Source organism: Caulobacter sp., from assembly GCF_049283275.1.
In the GTDB taxonomy this organism is placed as follows: domain Bacteria; phylum Pseudomonadota; class Alphaproteobacteria; order Caulobacterales; family Caulobacteraceae; genus Caulobacter.
Genome location: NZ_JBAPVS010000333.1, coordinates 1 through 16042, shown reverse-complemented (window position 1 = coordinate 16042; position 16042 = coordinate 1). Strand labels below are relative to the sequence as shown.

The window sequence follows — 16042 nt, the reverse complement described above, 5'->3', positions numbered from 1 at the left end:
CCCGAACAGGCCTGGGCCCGCGATCCAGGCGGGCTTGCCGCCGCCGCCCGCCAGGTGGGCCTCGACCGGCGTGCGCCAGGCTTCCGGCAGGACCAGGTCTTCGCCCAGCGCCAGGATCCAGGCGCTTTTGGCCGCCGCGCAGCCGGTCGCCAGACGCGCGCCGGCATCGCCCGACGCCTGGACCACCCGCGCCCCGCAGTCCTCGGCGATAGCCAGGGTGGCGTCGGTCGAGCCGGCGTCGGCGAACACCACCGCCTTGACCAGGCCGTCGACGGCGGCCGGCACCAGCAGGGGCAGGACGTGGACCAAGCACGCGGCGCTGTTGTGGGTGGGCAGGACGACGGTGATCATGGCTCTGCTTCCGATCCGTAGCCGCGCAGGTCAAGCCGAGACTTGGGGCGACGAAGCATGGCATAGGCGGCCCATGACCCCGACAAAGACCCCCGCTGGGACCTACGCCGCCTTCCTGTTCGACATGGACGGCACGGTGCTCGACTCCATCGCCGTGGCCGAACGGGTCTGGGGAGACTGGGCGCGGCGCCACGGCCTGGACGTCGAGGCCTTCCTGCCCACCATCCACGGCGTGCGCGCCGAGGAGACGATCCGCCGCCAGAACCTGGCCGGCATCGACATCGCGCTGGAGACCGAGGCGATCCTGCGGGCCGAGGTCGGCGACGTGGAGGGGGTGATCCCGATCCCCGGCGCCGAGGCGTTCCTGCGCGCCCTGCCGGCCGATCGGTGGGCCGTCGTCACCTCCGCCCAACGCGAACTGGCCCTGCGCCGCATGGCCGCCGCCGGCTTGCCCCTTCCCGCCGTGCTGATCACGGCCGAGGACGTCGCGCGCGGCAAGCCCGAGCCGGACGGCTATATCCTGGCCGCCGAGCGTCTGGGTGTCGCGGCCGGCGCCTGCCTGGTGTTCGAGGACGCCCCCGCGGGCCTGCTGGCCGGCGAAGCCGCCGGGGCCGACGTGATGGTGATCACCGCCACGCACCGTCACCCGCTCGCGACGGATCACCCCGTCCTGACCGGTTATTCGGACGTCCGGATCGCGGTCGAGGCCGAGGGGCTGCGCCTGACGGTCGCCTAGTCGATCGTCATTCGCCTCTGGAAACGAAAACCTCGTCCTTCGACAGGCTCAGGATGAGGTTTTCTACTGCCGAGGCCGCACAATGGTCCTCATCCTGAGCCTGTCGAAGGACGAGGACCAAGCACCGCGTTTAAACTGCGACCTGGTCGGCGTCCTGGATATCGAAGCGGGCCACCTTGCCGTCCCGAAAACGGAAAACGTGCCCGACCGTCTTGTCTTTGAGTCCGTGCGTCTGCCCCTGGAGCGGTCGGCCTTCGAGATCGCGGACCGACTGCAGGACCTCCGCGACGATCGCGCCGTCCGCCGTTCGCTGAAAGCCCACGGGCTCGACGCGCGGACTGACCATGGCCCACTGGCGCGTCCAGTATGCGCGCACGGCTTCGTGGCCATGGACGTGGCCGCCATCCATGCCGTTGGCCCAGGCGACGTCGTCGGTCAGCGCGGTCAACACGCCGTCGATGTCCCGCGCGTTGAAGCGATCGTAGAGGCGCTCAACGATTTTGACGTCGTCGTCCATGGGTCTCTCCCTGCGGGATACGGTGTTGCGTTGGAGGTCAATTCAATTACATATGCACATATGTAATTGAATTGGAATGGACGCAAGGGCTGACATGGCGATGGACCTGGATGTGCTCTCGACGCCCGGACACCTGATCAGCCTGGCGGCGCGCGGGTTCGCCCGGCTCAGCGAAGCGCGGCTCAAGCCGCTCGGCTTCGGTGTCGGACATCTGCCGGTGCTGGTCGCGCTTCGGGACGGCCAGGCCAGCACGCAACGTGATCTCGCCCGCTTCGCCAGAACCGAGCAGCCGCCGATGGCGCAGATGCTGGCCCGCATGGAGCGGGACGGGTTGATCAGGCGCACACCCGACCCGGCCGACGGACGCAGCCGCCGCATCACGCTGACGGAGGTCGCGGAAACCCGCCTGCCGGACGCCATCGCCGTCCTGCTGCGGGGCAATCAGGAGGCGCTGGCCGGCTTCACGGACGAGGAGGCCGGGCAACTGGTCGCCCTGCTGACGCGCCTGATCGCCAACCTCGATCGGGTCGCGAGCGCTGAGCCCTCCTAGCGGCCTAGAACAGCGAAAGCTGATCTCCCGCCTTGGCCGGCACGGCGAACTGGGAGAGGTCCAGCGGCGGCATCTTGCGGTCCAGACCGAACCGCGCGCGCGCCAGGTGAAAGCGCTGGCTCATCACCTCGGCCACCGGTCCTTCGCCGGTCATCCGCTTGCCCCATTCGGAACTGTAGGCCGCCCCATTGCGCATCTGGCGCACCAGCGACATCACTCGCTTGGCGCGGTCGGGATGCTCGGCGGCCAGCCATTCCTCGAACAGGTCCTTGATCTCCAGCGGCAGGCGCACGGCCACATAGCCGGCCGTGGTCGCCCCGGCCCCTGCGGCGGCCTCCAGCACCGCCTCCATTTCGTGATCGTTCAGCGAGGGAATGGACGGGGCGAACATCACCGTGGTCGGCACGCCGGCCGCCGTCAGTTGGCGAACCGCGTCGACCCGGCGCTTGGGTGTCGCCGCGCGAGGCTCCATGCTGCGCGACAACCGGTGATCCAGGCTGGTGATCGACACCGCCGCCCGCGCCAGTCCCGCTCGTCCCATCGGCCCCAGGATGTCGAGGTCGCGGGTGATCAGGTTCGACTTGGTGATGATCGTGAACGGATGGCGAAACCGCGCCAGGGTCTCCAGCACCGCCCGCGTCACCCGCAGCTTGCGCTCGTCCGGCTGATAGGGATCGGTGTCGCCGCCGATATGGATGACCTTGGGAACGTAGCCCTTCTTGGACAGCTCGCGCTCCAGCAGCTTGCCGGCCTCGGGCTTGAAATAGATCCTGGTCTCGAAATCCAGGCCGGGCGAATGACCCAGATAGGCGTGGGCCGGCCGGGCGTAGCAGTAGATGCAGCCATGGCTGCAGCCGCGATAGGGATTGATCGAACTCTCGAAGCCGATGTCGGGACTGTCGTTGCGGGCGATGATGGTCCGCGACTTCATCGGCTGCAGCGTGGTGGCGATCTGGGCCGGCTCGTCCTCCTCGCCCCAGCCGTCGTCGAACGCCTCGCTGACCTGGGACTCGAAGCGGCCGGTGCGATTGGATTTGGCCCCGCGTCCCCGCGCGCCCTCCCGAAGAACACCAGTCGGCGGATGACCGGGAAGATTGGCGGGAGAGACCATGGCTCGATCATGAACCGCCGAACGGAACATTTCAAGAACACAAATGACCGCTGAGGACGGCGAACGTATGGTTTCGAGGCGCCCCGCCCTCATCCGCCCCCATCGACGCGACCCTCGCTGACAGGCGAACAGCTTCGTGCCAAGCTTTGCCGCGAGGCGCGCCGGACGAAAGGCGCCTGGCCCCTCGCATCGGGAGCTCCCATGACCACCAAGCCAGACGACAAGACCGAAACCGAAGCCGAGGCCCCGCACGTCGCCAGGGTCGGGGTGGTCGATACGGGCCACAACGTCACCAGCTTCAACGAGGAGCCGATCAACGGCCTTCTCGCCGACATCGCTGACGGCGACGACTGATCGAGGACCAAGCCGTCGCCTCACGCATTCGCGGGGTGACGGCGCCCGATTTGAGCCTCTTGCTCAAAAACCTCATCATCGTTCAAAGACGGCCGTCAAAACCAAGGCGGACGCCGATGTCTAGAAATTGATCCCAGCAAGGACAAAAATCCACAGTACACTGCATAGCACATGAGCTTTCGAAGCTCTACTACAGCCAAGCTTTACCCAGTGTCATTGCGACTTCGCACGGCCAATGGTAGCAAAAACGAAACTGAACCTGTCGCGGACGCTCGGGGGAAGGTTTCGGAAAAGGATGGCGAGCTGGACATGACTTCCGCGAGCACGAACCAGTCCTCCACCCTGCCGCATGACCAGACCCTGATCCTGGCGCGCCTGGTCACCGACGCCTCGCGGGCCTTCGATCGTGATCCCGATAAAGCCAGGGAACTGGTGCTGCGGGCAAGCCAACTTCTCGAGGCCGAGGTGCAGCGCCTGACCCGCGATCGGCAGACCGGCAAGCTGGCGCCTTGGCAGGTGCGCACCGCGACAAACTTCATCGACCAGAACAGCGACCGTAATCTGCAGGTCCGCGACGTGGCCGCGGCGGTGCGTCTCAGCCCCAGCTATTTCTCGCACGCGTTCAAGGAAAGCTTCGGCCGGTCCGCCAAGGGCTACATCCTCGAATGCCGCATCGCCCGCGCCAAGCACCTGATGCTGACCACGCGCGACAACCTTGCCCATATCGCCTTGGCCTGCGGTTTCTCCGACCAGGCCCATTTCTGCCGAACCTTCGGGGGACTGATCGGCCAGACGCCCAGCCGCTGGCGTCGCAGCCGCCAGGAGCGCCCGACGGATCTCCCCGCCCTGGCCGCCTGAGCGGCCGCCGCGCGGGACGCGCCCCTTGTCCCTGGCCTCGCCGAGCCCCAGATTTGAGTCTCCCATAGGAGATCGACTTGTCTTCACCATTCCAAGGGCACGAGGTCGAGGCGCGGCTGCGTCCGACCGCCAACGCCTACCCCTTCGACCTGGATCGTGCGCTGTCCTCGGTCGTCGCCCTGGAGGCTCAGGTCCCTGACGATGCGTTCACTGCTCGCATTCTGGGCACCGAGCGGCTGGGCAACGGCGTGGTGATCAGCGAAAGCGGCCTGGTGCTGACCATGGGCTATCTGATCACCGAGGCCAGCCGGGTCGTCCTGACCCTGAACGACGGAAGACGCATAGAGGCCCACGTGCTGGGCTTTGACAGCCAGACGGGGCTGGGACTGGTCCAGGCGCTGGAGCCCCTGAACCTCCCGCCCCTGCGGATCGGCGCCTCGAAGATCCTGGAATCCGGCAGCCCCGTCGTCATCGCCGGGGCCGGCGGACGCGCCCACGCGGCCGCCGGACGGGTGCTCACGCGCATGCCCTTCGCCGGCTATTGGGAGTATCTGCTGGATGAGGCGATCATCACAGAGCCGGCCCATCCGCATTGGAGCGGCGCGGCCCTGATCGGCCCCGACGGCGAACTGGTCGGCGTGGGTTCGCTGAGCCTGGCGGGACAGTCGCGCGACGGCCACGCCAAGCCCATGAACATGTTCGTGCCGGCTGAACTGCTGCCGCCGATTCTGGACGACCTGGCCCGGGGCAAACCCGCCCATCCGCCGCGTCCCTGGCTCGGCGTCTTCGCCCAGGAAACCGAATCCCAGGTCATTCTGGTCGGGGTCTCGCCCGGCAGCCCCGCCGCCCGCGCCGAGCTCCGCGCCGGCGATCTGATCCTCGCCGTGGCCGACGAGGAGGTCGCCGACCTGGCTGAATTCTACACCGCGCTCTGGAGCCAGGGCCTGGCGGGCGTCACGGTCCCGTTGCGCATCCAGCGCGAGCACGACGTGTTCGAGGTCGAGATCCGCTCGGTCGATCGCAACGCCCTGCTGAAAAAACCCAAGCTCAACTAGCCGTGGCGAAAATCGGCCGCTTGCGATAAAGCCCGCATGTGACCCGCTCGCCCAACCTTGGCCTGACCTGGACACGCGGCGCCTTCCTGGCGCTCGCGATCCTGGCGCTCGCCGTGAAGGTTCTGGTTCCCGCGGGCTTCATGACCTCGACGGCGCCGAAGAACGACCTGCCCTTCGCGCTGGTGCTCTGCACCGGCCAGGGTCCGCTGATCGTCGCGCCGGACGCCGCCCTGAGCCATCAGGACAAGGCGCCCGCCGACAAGCCGGCTCACGACACGCCCTGCCCGTTCGCCGGCCATGGCGCCGCCGCGCCGCCGCCCAGCGCCTTGGTGGCGACCAAGGTCGAATTCGTCGCCTATCGTCCCATGGCCTTGGCTCCGGTCACCGGCCTGGCCCCCGGCCGAGGCCTGGCCGCGCCGCCCTTGCCGGCCAGAGGTCCTCCAAGCCAGCTGATCTAGCGCTCCGCCGCTCGCGGCCGGGCGCCCTACGCGCGCATCGCCGGACGACGTCCAGCGATCGACTTCGCGTCGCCTCCCGCCCTTTCAGCTGACCACGGCCGCGCGCCATCGCGCGCCGAAGGACCAAGATCCATGAAGTCTCTCTGGCTGGCCTCCACGGCCGTCCTGTTCGTCCTCCCCGCCCTCCTCCTCCCCGGAACCGCGTTCGCCGCCCCGGAGGATTTGGACCCCGATCATCAAGTCAGCTCGGTCATCGTCACGGCCCGCCCCGATCCGGAAGATCCGCCGGTGGTGGCCCGCGCGCGTAAACGCCTGTCCGAAACCCCTGGCGGCGTCTCGGTGATCTCCCAGGAGTCCTATGCCAACCGCCAGGCCCTGGCGCTGGACGACATGCTGCGCGACGCGCCTGGCGTCTATGCCCAGCGCAAGTGGGGCGGGGACGTTCGCATCTCGATCCGCGGCTCGGGCATCGGCAACGCCAACCACAACCGCGGCCTCCTGCTGGCCCAGGACGGCGTGCCGCTGAACGAGGCCGACGGCTATGGCGACAGCCAGGTCGCCGACCCGCTCAACACCCGCTATGTCGAGGTCTATCGCGGCGGCAACGCCCTGCGCTTCGGCGGCGCCCTGCTGGGCGGGGCGATCAACATGGTCACACCCACCGGCAAGGACGCCGGTTTCGACAACCAGGTTCGCATAGACGGCGGCTCCTGGGGCATGATCCGCGAGCACGTCGCCATCGCCCGCCAGTCCGGCGACTGGGACGTCTATGCCGCCGCCACCAACCAGACCAGCCAAGGCTGGCGCTCGCAGAGCCAACAGAACATCCAGTTCGGCGCGCTGAACATCGGCCGGAGTTTCGGCGAAGACCGCGAGGTGCGCGTCGTCGTCAACGGCTCCAACATCAACCAGGAAATCCCCGGCTCCCTGACCCTGGACCAGTTCGAGGCCAATCCGCGCCAGACGGCCGCCGCCAGCGCCAACAACGACCAGGGCCGCAATCAGCGCGGGTTGCGCGGCTCGTTGCGCACGACCTGGCGCTTGGACGACAACACCGTGTTCGAGGGTGTGGTCTATGCGGTCTGGAAGGACCTGGACCACCCGATCTTCCAGGTGATCGACCAGGAAAGCCGCAACTACGGCGCCTTCGGCCGTCTGGACTGGGACGGCGTGCTGGGCGGCCTGAAAGCCGACGCCTATCTGGGCGCGTGGTATCGCCAGGGCGATCTGGACTCGGCCTTCTACACTAACCTCCGGGGCGCTCGCGGCGCGCTGCAGTCGCGGTCCCTGCAGAACGCCAAGGCGGCCGACATCTTCGCCGAGGGGCGGGTCTTCGCCACCGAGCACCTGGCCCTGGTCGGCGGCCTGACCTGGGGAAGCGCCAAACGTGACTACCAGAGCTTCGCCGTTCCTGGCGTAGGCTCCACGTTCAACCTGACCGCCGGCAAGGACTATGTCTGGGTTTCGCCGCGCATCGGCCTGCTCTGGCAGGGCGAGGACGGCTCGCAGGTCTTCGCCAACATCACCCGGTCGGTCGAGCCCCCGAACTTCAGTTCGCTGTCGCCCACCAATGTCGGCTTCGCGCCCGTCAAGGCCCAGGAGGCCTGGACCGGCGAAGTCGGGGCGCGCGGCCATCGGGGCCCGTTCACCTATGACGTGACGTTCTACCGCGCCCATCTCGAGAACGAACTGCTGCAGTTCGCCGTCGACAGTTCGCATCCGGCCTCGACCTTCAACGCCGACAAGACCCTTCACCAGGGCGTCGAGGCGGCCTTGGACTGGACGATGGCGCCGCGCTGGCGCCTGCGCCAGACCTTGACCCTGTCGGACTTCCGGTTCGACGGCGACGCCCAGTACGGCGACAACCGCCTGCCGATCGTGCCCAAGACCTTCTACCGCGCCGAACTTCGCTACGACGACGCCCGCGGCTGGTTCGTGGCGCCCGCGGTGGAGTGGTCGGCGTCCGATCCGTGGATCGACTACAAGAACACCAAGGCCGCCCCGTCGTACGCGATCTTGAACCTCAACGCCGGCTGGAGGCTGAACGGCAAGGTTTCACTGTTCCTTGACGCTCGCAACCTCGCCGACCAGGCCTATGTCTCCAACACCCAGGCCGCCACGGTCTGGACCCCCGGCACGGCCGCCGTCTGGCCGGGCGACGGCCGCTCGGTGTTCGGCGGCGTCACCATTTCGTTCTGACCTCAGTATCGCGTCTGATAGGATTTCGCACGATGAAGACCCTCCTTGCCCTCCTCGCCCTCCCTGCGCTGGCGACGCCGCTGACCGCCGCCGCCAAGCCGCCCGCCGTCAAGATCGTCGACGCCTGGTGTCGTCCCGCGCCCAAGGGCGCCCTCTCCGCCGGTTGCTATGTCACCCTGACGGCGCCGACCGACGATCGTCTGATCGCCGTCGAGACCCCCGCCGCCGGCCGTGGCGAAATCCACACCATGTCGATGACGGGCGGCGTGATGCGCATGCGCAAGCTGGCGGACGGGATCGCCCTGCCGGCCGGCAAACCCGTCGCGCTCAAGCCGGGGGCCGAGCACCTGATGCTGATCGGGCCGAAGACGGCGCTGACGCCCGGCGCGACGGTCGCCCTGACCCTGCGCTTCAAGACCGCCGCGCCGGTCACCGTGACCGCGCCGGTGAAGACCGCGCCCCCGCCGTCCATGAGCGGCATGTCGATGGAGTCTCACTGATGAAGCCCTGGAGAATCGCGGCGTTCGCCTTGACCCTGGCCTGCGCGCCCCTCGCCGCCTGCCAGAAGGCCGGCGACCAGGCCGGCGGGCGGTCGACGATCCAGATCGGCGGCCCGTTCCAGCTGGTCGACACCAATGGCCGGCCGGTCACGGAGAAGACGCTGCTGGGCAAGCCGACGGCGATCTTCTTCGGCTTCACCTACTGCCCCGAGGTCTGCCCGACCACCATGGCCGAGATTACCGCCTGGCTAAAGGCTCTGGGGAAGGACGCCGACAAGCTGAACGTCGTCTTCGTCTCGGTCGATCCGGAACGCGACACGCCCCAGCAGCTGAAGCTCTATCTGTCGAACTTCGATCCTCGCATCCAGGGCTTCACCGGCTCGCCCGAAGCCGTCGCCGCGATCGCAAAGGCCTATCGGGTCTACTATCAGAAGACCCCGATAGACGGCGGCGGCTACACGGTCGACCATTCCTCGGCGATCTACCTCTTCGACGCCAAGGGCCGGTTCGTTGAGCCGATCGGCTACGGCGGTCCGCCCGAGCAGGGCCTGAGCCAATTGAAGGCCTTGCTGAAGGGCTGATGATCACGGCGGCGGGCAAGACCCTAACGGACGAGAAGACCCGGACCTATCGGGCACGACGTTCGACGCGGGAGCACCCTGACTGCACGTCCTCGGACCAACTCGACGACCTCGGACATCACCCTGGTGTCCGAGGTTTCCTTTGACGGTCGCAACGAGTCGCCGCACGGCGCGACGGCGTTGAAGGTCGCCTATGGGTCATTGAAAGGGTTGGAGGCCCGGCCCGGAATCGAACCGGGGTGCACGGATTTGCAATCCGCTGCGTAACCACTCCGCCACCGGGCCATCCGGGTCAACGCAAGGAGCGTCGGCGAAGAGGTCGGTTCGAATACAGGAGCCCGCCGCGCTAGGCAATGGCCATGAGCGCGTTGGGCGCAGGGTTTGCTACAGGGTCGTCCTTGGGGGTTTTTCGAACAGCAGCGCCTTGGTCAGGAAGGCCTGGTCCCGTCCGACCACGCTTAACCCCGCCGCACCAAACAGGGCCGGCAGGTCGGCCTCGGCATAGGTCGAATAGTAGGGCTCGTGGAAATAGGCCGGAAAGGCCTCCAGCAGCCGCGACAGGTCCGGCTCGTCGACCGGCTGCACGGAGTCGGCGAAGGCCAGCACGCCGCCAGGCTTCAGCACCCGGGCGATCTCGGCGGCCACGACGGGCCGCACACGGGGCGGAAGTTCATGGAACAGGTAGATGCACGTCACCGCGTCCAGGCTGGCGTCGGCGAACGGCAGGGCCTCGGCGTTGGCCTGCACCCCGCCCCGGCCCGAGCGGCTGCTGGCGGCGGCCAGATAGGCCCGTGACAGGTCCAGGCCGGCGATGGCCGCGCGAGGAAAGGCCGCGTCCAAGTCGCTGAGGAACGCGCCCGAACCGCAGGCCAGATCGACCAGTTTCAGCCCGCGCTGGTCCTTGCCGCGCCAATGACGGGCCAGCAGCGACAGGGCTCGGCGGCGCATGGCCCCGGCCGCGCCGGAAAACAACGCCTCGACCTGGGCCTCGTAGCGGCGGGCGCTGGCGTCGGTGAACCAGCCGCCCGACTGGAAGTGGAAATTCTGCCGGTAGTAGTTGGGATAGCCCTCGCTCTCGGGCTCATCCCGCACCTCGACGCCGTCGCCCCGGCGGCGGCGGCGATCCACGGCGCGGGCGTCGGCGATGACGTCCAGGGCGTCCCGGAAGGCGTCCGCCGGATTGCGCGGTCCGTCCCCGGTCGGCGGATAGAGACCGGCGGCGACGTCGGCGGCGTCCTTGTCGAAGGCGGTCAGATAGGCCTTGCGCAGCCGATCGGCCGAGACGGGCGGCCCCTTGGGTTCGAACTTGGTCTTGGCCTCGCCGCGGCTGGGCTGGGCCAGGGCGCGGGTGACGCTTCCGGCGGCGGTCCACCAGGCGGCCTTGACCGCGGCCTTGGCCCGCTGGCCGGCGCCGTCCAGAGCAAAGGCGGCGCGACCTTTGAGACCCGCCTCCCTGGACTCTCCCCGATCGCCGCGTCGCTCGTCCATGGCCGTCTCCTGGGAGGGCCCCACCGGTCGAAGATGGGCCGTCCTACCGCGAAAACACTCCGACCAGCTCAATATGCGGCGACCACAGGAACTGGTCCACAGGCAAGACCCGCTCCAGGCGGAAACCGGCGTCGACCAGAAGCTTGGCGTCGCGGGCGAAGGTCGCCGGATTGCACGAGACGCCGACCACGCGGGCCACCTTGGACTTGGCGATCTCGACGTGCTGCTCGAAGGCCCCGGCCCGGGGCGGGTCGAGCACGGCCACGTCGACCTTGTTCAGCTCGGTCGACAGCACCGGACGGCGGGTCAGGTCGCGCGCCTCGGCGGTGATCGCCTTGAGACCCGAAGCCGCGCCCACCGCGCCCTTCAGGGCGGCGATGGCGGGGGCTGAGCTGTCCGCGGCGTGAACCCCGCCGATCTGCGCCAGGGGGAAGGTGAAGGTGCCCACGCCGCTGAACAGGTCGACGATCCTTGATGCGCCCTGGGCCGCCTCGACCACGAAATCGACCATGGCCTTCTCGGCCTGGGGCACGGCCTGCAGGAAGCTGCCGGGCGGCAGGGAGACGATGGCGGGACCCAGCTTCACCATCGGCTGGCGGGCCATGTAGATCATCTCGCCGGCCATGGTGACCCGGGCGAAGTCATGCTCGCCGGCGATCATCGCGGCGCGGACCCGGGCGTCGGCCGACAGACCGCCGCTCTTGGCCTCGACGCCGGTGATGTCGATGTCCAGACCCGTGGCGGTCAGGGTCACGTGCAGGGTCGGAGCCGACTTGGGGTGCTCCAGGAACGGCGCGGCCAGGCGGGCCAAGGCCGGAAAGGCCGCGACCAGCTTGGGGTTGGTGACCGGGCAGGTCTCGATCTTGGCCAGGTTCCAGGAGCGGCGCTCCTTGAAGCCCAGCCGCGCCCCGCCCTTGCCGCCCCGGGCGTGCAGGGCGACGCGGCGGCGCGAGGCCGGCGGCGAAGCGAAGGTCGGCAGGACCTCGGTCTCCAGTCCCTCGCGGGCCAGCTGGAACTGGATCTGCTCGCGCTTCCATTCCAGATAGGGCTTGAGGTCCCAGTGCTGGAAGGCGCAGCCGCCGCAGACCCCGAAGTGCGGACATGGCGGGGCGACGCGGTCGGGGCTGGCTTCCAGCACCTCGATCAACTCGCCGCGATTGCCGCTCATCTCGGCGGTGATCCGTTCGCCGGGCAGGGTCAGGGGGACGAAAGAGCCCTCGGCGATGCCGTCGCCCTGGGCGCCGACCGCCTGGATCCTGAGTTCACGCATAAAGAGTCCAATTCACGTGGCGGAACCTTCACCGGCTCGGCCATTTCGGGTCATGATTTCCGGGGTCGAAGGACCCCGCCATGCCCGCGCCACGATCGGCGCAGACAAGATTTCGGTCGCTCATAGCGCATTCGAAGCCAATGCGGGTGAACGAAGATGAACGGGTCGCTCAACAGCCGTTCATCAAGCCCTTGGCATTTTAGATCGGTAAGGCGGGTCCGAGCATCGGCGGACTCGGTCGGAGGAGTTTCTCTTATGATGTTCAAGACCGTTCTCGGCGTCGCCGCCGCGGCCACGCTCGCCTGCGCGATGGCCCCGACGATGGCCTCGGCCCAGGCCTATGGCGCCTACGGCAACGCCGGCGCCTACGGCGGTGGCGGCAACTATGACAGCAACGGCTATTACTACGATCCCTGCCGCCGCAGCACCACGCAGCGCGGCACGGGCGGCGGTCTGCTCGGGGCCGGCATCGGCGCGGCGATCGGCAACGGCGTGGCCGCCAAGGGCGCCCGCACCGAGGGTACTGTGCTCGGCGGCCTAGTGGGGGCGATCGCCGGCACGGCCATCGGTCGCAACTCGGCCGCCTGCACGCCGGGCGCCAATCCGCCCCCGCCGCCTCCGCCGTCCTACAATCAGGGCGCCTATAACGACTCCCGCGACCGCGGTTACGACGATCGCGGCTATGCCCCGCGCTACGAGGACAGCCGCTACGGCGACCGTCGCGACGGCTACACCTACGAATCGGAGCGCTCGTACAGCGTGACCGAGAGCAAGCCCGACACCGACGGCTGCACCCTGGCCGAAAGCCCGATCTATCTGCCCGACGGCCGCACCCAGAAGCGCTTCGTCCGGGTCTGCCCGGACTCCTCGGGCCGCTACCAGGTCGTCGACTGACCGACCCGATTTCTCATTCGATCTCTTGGGGCCGCCGGCGTTCGCGCCGGCGGCCTTTTTGTCGGCTCAGGGTCGGCCGGGCCTTGGCGCGGTGCGTGGTCCTCGTCCTTCGCCAAGCTCAGGATGAGGACCATGTGCACGCCGTGCAGTAGAAACCCTCATCTTGAGCCTGTCGAAGGACGAGGGTTTCGCTTCCGAAGCCGTATGGATCGACCTTAATCCTTGACCGCCCACAGCAGGTGCTCGACCTGCCCGTCGCCGCCGGTGATCGGGCTCTCCGCCACGGCCTTGACCGTCCAGCCCGCCGCCTCGACGAAGGCGCGGACCGAGGCGATGCAGTCGGCGATGATCGCCGGATCCTTGACCAGGCCGCCCTTCCCCACCCGGTCGCGACCAGCCTCGAACTGCGGCTTGATCAGGCTGACCAGGTCCGCGCCGGGCTCGGCCAGGTCCAAGGCCACGGGCAAGCACTTTTCCACCGAGATGAAGCTGACGTCGCTGACCACCAGGCCGGGCGCTTCGTCCAAGTGACCTTCATCCAGTATCCGGGCGTCGACGCCGGAGCGGTCGACCACGCGCGGATCGGCGGCGATGCGCGGATGCAGCTGCTCGCGGCCGACATCGACGGCGTAGATCTTGGCCGCGCCCTTCGAAAGCAGCACCTCGGTGAAGCCGCCGGTCGAGGCCCCGACGTCGAGGGCGATCTTGCCCTCGACCACGATGGGCCAGAGCTCAAGGGCATGGGCCAGCTTCAGGGCGCCGCGTCCCACCCAGGGGAAGGCGGCGACGCCCTCGAGCACGGCGGTCTGTTCAAGCTCCTGCGAGGGCTTGGTCACGACCTTGCCGTCGGCCTTGACGGACCCGGCCTCGATGGCGGCGCGGGCCTTGGCCCGGCTGTCGAACAGGCCGGTCTCGACCAGCAGGATGTCGGCGCGTTTGCGTTTCATGACCGGGGTCTAGCACGCTCCTCCCCCTGTGTGGGAGGTGTCGGCGCGGCCGGCGGAGGGGGGCGTGATCGGAAGATGGGTCTCCTCCCCCCACCGGCGCGGTCTAACCCTCGACGAACACCTTCTTCAGCTCGTTCTTCATGATCTTGCCGTTGGCGTTGCGGGGCAGGGTTTCGGGCCAGAACACCACCTTGACCGGCACCTTGAAGGCGGCCAGGCGGTGGGCGACGAAGGCCCGCAGCTCGGCCTCGTCGGCGTGGGCGCCGGGCTTCAGCGTGACCACCGCGGCCGGCTCTTCCCCCAGGGTCTTGTGTGGGACGCCGACCAGGGCCGCGTCCATCACCGCCGGATGGTCATAGAGGACGTTCTCGACCTCGATGCAGTAGATGTTCTCGCCGCCGCGGATCAGCATGTCCTTGGCCCGGTCGATGATGTAGCAGAAGCCCTCCTCGTCCAGCCGCGCCAGGTCGCCGGTGCGCACCCAGCCGTCGACGAAGGTCTGGGCCGTGGCCTCGGGCTTGTTCCAATAGCCCTTCACCACCTGCGGGCCCTTGCACCACAACTCGCCGACCTCGCCGATCGGCAGCTCGCGATACGGCGCCTCGACGGTCATGATCTTGAGGTCGGTGACCGGCACGGCCGGGCCGCAGCTGTCGGGACGGTTCTCATAGTCCTCGGCCGAGTTGCTGGTGGCGGTGGCCGAGGTCTCGGTCATGCCCCAGCCGTTGCCCGGCAGCGACTTGGGCCAGATCTCCTTGATCTTTCGCACCAGTTCCGGGGCCGAGGGCGCGCCGCCGTAGGCCACCGTCTCCAGCGACGACAGGTCGTAGTTGCCGCGGCTGGGATGCTCGATGATCTGCCAGGCGATGGTCGGCACCCCGCCCATCTGGGTCAGCTTCTCGTCCTGGATCAGCTGCATGGCCTTTTCCGGGTCCCACTTGCGGATCATGGCCAGCTTGGCCCCGGCGAACAGCGAGGGGTTCATCACCGCGAAACAGCCGGTGGCGTGGAAGAACGGCACCGAGATCAGCGAGCCCTTCTGCGGCGCGCCGGGATCAGGCTGGGGCGGCGCCTCGCCCCGGCGCAGGAAACTGCGGGCGCCGGCGGCGGCGGCGGCGAAGATGTTGCTGTTGACGGCGCGATGCGTCGCAAGCGCGCCCTTGGGTTTGCCCGTGGTGCCCGACGTGTAGAAGATCGTCGCGTCGTCCTCGGGGCCCAGCGCGACGGTCGACAGCGGCCGTTCGTCCAGATTGATCCAGTCATTGGGGCCGCCGATCACCGCCTCGACCCGCTTCACATAGGGATCAGCGATCTCTTCGCGGGAACGGCTGACATAGACGCGCTTGAGATCGGGGCAGTTGTCGAAATGCTCGGCCAGGCGCTCGTAGCGTTCGACGTCCATGACCGCCACCGTGGCGCCGCTGTCCAGCAGACCGTATTCCAGCTCATGCCCGGTCCACCACGCGTTCAGCGGCGTCAGGATCGCGCCGAGCGTCAGGCCGGCATAGAAGACCACCGGCCATTCGGGCAGATTGCGCATGATGATGGCGACGCGGTCGCCCTTCTTGACCCCCGACGCTTCCAACTCGGCGGCGAACACCGTCACCGCGCGATAGAAGGCCTCGAAGCTGACCCGCTCGTCCTCGTGGACCAGATAGATCTTGTCGCCGTGGGTGCGGCCCACCAGCAGAGTGTCGCGCAGGGTCGGCGGACAGTGCTTCCACACCCGGGTCTTCACGCCCCGGATGTCGATCTCCTCCATCTCGCCGGGCGAGCCGGGGGCGGTGATCATGGCGTAGGCCTGTTGCACCGACATGGCGGGCCACGGAATGGTCGGGGTGGGCGCGGGCGCGGCCTGGGTCATCGTTACTCTCCCGGAATGTGCGTCGCGCCTTGTTACGGGGCGCGTTCACCCAAGGAAAAGCACAGCCGACGGCGCGATGCAAACATCCGTTCGAACATAAGGGAACAATGATAAGTTAGATGCATGGAATGCATCACTTGGGCGATCGGGGTTCATCCGCTTTGCGCCCCGAGGGCCGTCCAGCGCCCGGCTCCGCCCCCTCGGGGGTGGACAGACCCAACCGCTCAGATGAGGGCAACTCCTCACGGCGCGGCTTGTCGGCTCTCCAGGATCACCCTAGGTCATAGTCCACACAGGGGAGTCGTCGCA

17 protein-coding genes, 1 tRNA gene and 1 pseudogene are annotated in these 16042 nt (G+C 68.2%); 10 read left to right on the top strand and 9 right to left on the bottom strand.

Annotated features, from left to right (window positions below; translation table 11 throughout):
* Positions 1-351 (bottom strand): glycosyltransferase (locus WAL33_RS18975; RefSeq protein WP_422183259.1); only part of this gene is annotated, 351 nt, incomplete at its 3' end.
* Positions 352-424: 73 nt separating this feature from the next.
* Between WAL33_RS18975 and WAL33_RS18970 the strand changes: the two genes are divergently transcribed.
* Positions 425-1087, top strand: a complete 663-nt coding sequence (locus tag WAL33_RS18970) for an HAD-IA family hydrolase (RefSeq protein WP_422183257.1) — start codon at positions 425-427, stop codon at positions 1085-1087.
* Positions 1088-1094: 7 nt separating this feature from the next.
* Here WAL33_RS18970 and WAL33_RS18965 read toward each other — a convergent pair.
* Positions 1095-1201 (bottom strand): annotated as a pseudogene (locus tag WAL33_RS18965) (hypothetical protein); the annotation flags it as partial.
* Between the two features lie 16 nt (positions 1202-1217).
* Entirely contained in the window at positions 1218-1604 is a 387-nt protein-coding gene (locus WAL33_RS18960) for a nuclear transport factor 2 family protein (RefSeq protein WP_422183256.1), read from the bottom strand.
* A 94-nt stretch (positions 1605-1698) separates the two neighbouring features.
* Here WAL33_RS18960 and WAL33_RS18955 point away from each other — a divergent pair, with 94 nt between their 5' ends.
* A complete protein-coding gene (locus WAL33_RS18955; RefSeq protein WP_422183255.1) occupies positions 1699-2154 on the top strand; it encodes a MarR family winged helix-turn-helix transcriptional regulator in 456 nt (151 codons plus the stop codon).
* Positions 2155-2158: 4 nt separating this feature from the next.
* On the opposite strand, the gene WAL33_RS18950 is transcribed toward WAL33_RS18955, so the two are convergent.
* Positions 2159-3265 (bottom strand): PA0069 family radical SAM protein, encoded by a 1107-nt coding sequence (locus tag WAL33_RS18950; RefSeq protein ID WP_422183253.1) that lies wholly within the window; start codon positions 3263-3265, stop codon positions 2159-2161.
* A gap of 201 nt (positions 3266-3466) precedes the next feature.
* Here WAL33_RS18950 and WAL33_RS18945 point away from each other — a divergent pair, with 201 nt between their 5' ends.
* The 7 genes from WAL33_RS18945 to WAL33_RS18915 all read left to right on the top strand — a co-directional run bounded on the left by WAL33_RS18945 (position 3467) and on the right by WAL33_RS18915 (position 9270).
* Positions 3467-3619: a hypothetical protein gene (locus WAL33_RS18945; RefSeq protein ID WP_422183252.1), complete on the top strand. Its 153-nt coding sequence runs from the start codon at positions 3467-3469 to the stop codon at positions 3617-3619.
* Between the two features lie 309 nt (positions 3620-3928).
* The gene (locus WAL33_RS18940) at positions 3929-4477 is read left to right on the top strand and encodes a helix-turn-helix transcriptional regulator (protein ID WP_422183250.1); all 549 of its coding nucleotides are present in this window, start codon (positions 3929-3931) and stop codon (positions 4475-4477) included.
* 77 nt (positions 4478-4554) lie between these two features.
* Entirely contained in the window at positions 4555-5532 is a 978-nt protein-coding gene (locus WAL33_RS18935; protein ID WP_422183248.1) for a S1C family serine protease, read from the top strand.
* Between the two features lie 38 nt (positions 5533-5570).
* Positions 5571-5990: a DUF2946 family protein gene (locus WAL33_RS18930; protein WP_422183247.1), complete on the top strand. Its 420-nt coding sequence runs from the start codon at positions 5571-5573 to the stop codon at positions 5988-5990.
* Between the two features lie 132 nt (positions 5991-6122).
* Positions 6123-8189 (top strand): TonB-dependent receptor family protein, encoded by a 2067-nt coding sequence (locus WAL33_RS18925; RefSeq protein WP_422183245.1) that lies wholly within the window; start codon positions 6123-6125, stop codon positions 8187-8189.
* 32 nt (positions 8190-8221) lie between these two features.
* Positions 8222-8689, top strand: a complete 468-nt coding sequence (locus tag WAL33_RS18920; protein ID WP_422183243.1) for a copper chaperone PCu(A)C — start codon at positions 8222-8224, stop codon at positions 8687-8689.
* Positions 8689-9270, top strand: a complete 582-nt coding sequence (locus WAL33_RS18915) for an SCO family protein (protein ID WP_422183242.1) — start codon at positions 8689-8691, stop codon at positions 9268-9270. The genes WAL33_RS18920 and WAL33_RS18915 overlap by 1 nt, the downstream gene beginning before the upstream one ends.
* Before the next feature lie 211 nt (positions 9271-9481).
* Here WAL33_RS18915 and WAL33_RS18910 read toward each other — a convergent pair.
* The 3 genes from WAL33_RS18910 to WAL33_RS18900 all read right to left on the bottom strand — a co-directional run bounded on the left by WAL33_RS18910 (position 9482) and on the right by WAL33_RS18900 (position 12028).
* A tRNA-Cys gene (locus WAL33_RS18910) sits at positions 9482-9555 on the bottom strand.
* A 99-nt stretch (positions 9556-9654) separates the two neighbouring features.
* A complete protein-coding gene (locus WAL33_RS18905) occupies positions 9655-10758 on the bottom strand; it encodes a class I SAM-dependent methyltransferase (protein WP_422183240.1) in 1104 nt (367 codons plus the stop codon).
* A 43-nt stretch (positions 10759-10801) separates the two neighbouring features.
* The gene (locus WAL33_RS18900; RefSeq protein ID WP_422183238.1) at positions 10802-12028 is read right to left on the bottom strand and encodes a class I SAM-dependent RNA methyltransferase; all 1227 of its coding nucleotides are present in this window, start codon (positions 12026-12028) and stop codon (positions 10802-10804) included.
* A gap of 255 nt (positions 12029-12283) precedes the next feature.
* Between WAL33_RS18900 and WAL33_RS18895 the strand changes: the two genes are divergently transcribed.
* Positions 12284-12922 carry a hypothetical protein gene (locus WAL33_RS18895; RefSeq protein WP_422183237.1) on the top strand — a complete coding sequence of 213 codons (639 nt, stop codon included), beginning with the start codon at positions 12284-12286 and terminating at the stop codon, positions 12920-12922.
* Positions 12923-13137: 215 nt separating this feature from the next.
* Here WAL33_RS18895 and WAL33_RS18890 read toward each other — a convergent pair whose 3' ends face one another.
* Positions 13138-13869, bottom strand: coding sequence for a TlyA family RNA methyltransferase (locus WAL33_RS18890; RefSeq protein WP_422183235.1), 732 nt, complete (start codon positions 13867-13869; stop codon positions 13138-13140).
* A 103-nt stretch (positions 13870-13972) separates the two neighbouring features.
* A complete protein-coding gene (locus WAL33_RS18885) occupies positions 13973-15733 on the bottom strand; it encodes a class I adenylate-forming enzyme family protein (protein WP_422183233.1) in 1761 nt (586 codons plus the stop codon).
* Between the last annotated feature and the right edge of the window lie 309 nt (positions 15734-16042).

Bases quoted from the DNA above. Each gene is read 5' to 3' on its own strand.
- WAL33_RS18920 (WP_422183243.1), top strand. From the start codon at position 8,222: ATGAAGACCCTCCTTGCCCTCCTCGCCCTCCCTGCGCTGGCGACGCCG.
- WAL33_RS18895 (WP_422183237.1), top strand. From the start codon at position 12,284: ATGATGTTCAAGACCGTTCTCGGCGTCGCCGCCGCGGCCACGCTCGCC.
- WAL33_RS18960 (WP_422183256.1), bottom strand. From the start codon at position 1,604: ATGGACGACGACGTCAAAATCGTTGAGCGCCTCTACGATCGCTTCAAC.
- WAL33_RS18915 (WP_422183242.1), top strand. From the start codon at position 8,689: ATGAAGCCCTGGAGAATCGCGGCGTTCGCCTTGACCCTGGCCTGCGCG.
- WAL33_RS18955 (WP_422183255.1), top strand. From the start codon at position 1,699: ATGGCGATGGACCTGGATGTGCTCTCGACGCCCGGACACCTGATCAGC.
- WAL33_RS18940 (WP_422183250.1), top strand. From the start codon at position 3,929: ATGACTTCCGCGAGCACGAACCAGTCCTCCACCCTGCCGCATGACCAG.
- WAL33_RS18905 (WP_422183240.1), bottom strand. From the start codon at position 10,758: ATGGACGAGCGACGCGGCGATCGGGGAGAGTCCAGGGAGGCGGGTCTC.
- WAL33_RS18885 (WP_422183233.1), bottom strand. From the start codon at position 15,733: ATGACCCAGGCCGCGCCCGCGCCCACCCCGACCATTCCGTGGCCCGCC.
- WAL33_RS18945 (WP_422183252.1), top strand. From the start codon at position 3,467: ATGACCACCAAGCCAGACGACAAGACCGAAACCGAAGCCGAGGCCCCG.
- WAL33_RS18950 (WP_422183253.1), bottom strand. From the start codon at position 3,265: ATGGTCTCTCCCGCCAATCTTCCCGGTCATCCGCCGACTGGTGTTCTT.
- WAL33_RS18925 (WP_422183245.1), top strand. From the start codon at position 6,123: ATGAAGTCTCTCTGGCTGGCCTCCACGGCCGTCCTGTTCGTCCTCCCC.
- WAL33_RS18890 (WP_422183235.1), bottom strand. From the start codon at position 13,869: ATGAAACGCAAACGCGCCGACATCCTGCTGGTCGAGACCGGCCTGTTC.
- WAL33_RS18900 (WP_422183238.1), bottom strand. From the start codon at position 12,028: ATGCGTGAACTCAGGATCCAGGCGGTCGGCGCCCAGGGCGACGGCATC.
- WAL33_RS18970 (WP_422183257.1), top strand. From the start codon at position 425: ATGACCCCGACAAAGACCCCCGCTGGGACCTACGCCGCCTTCCTGTTC.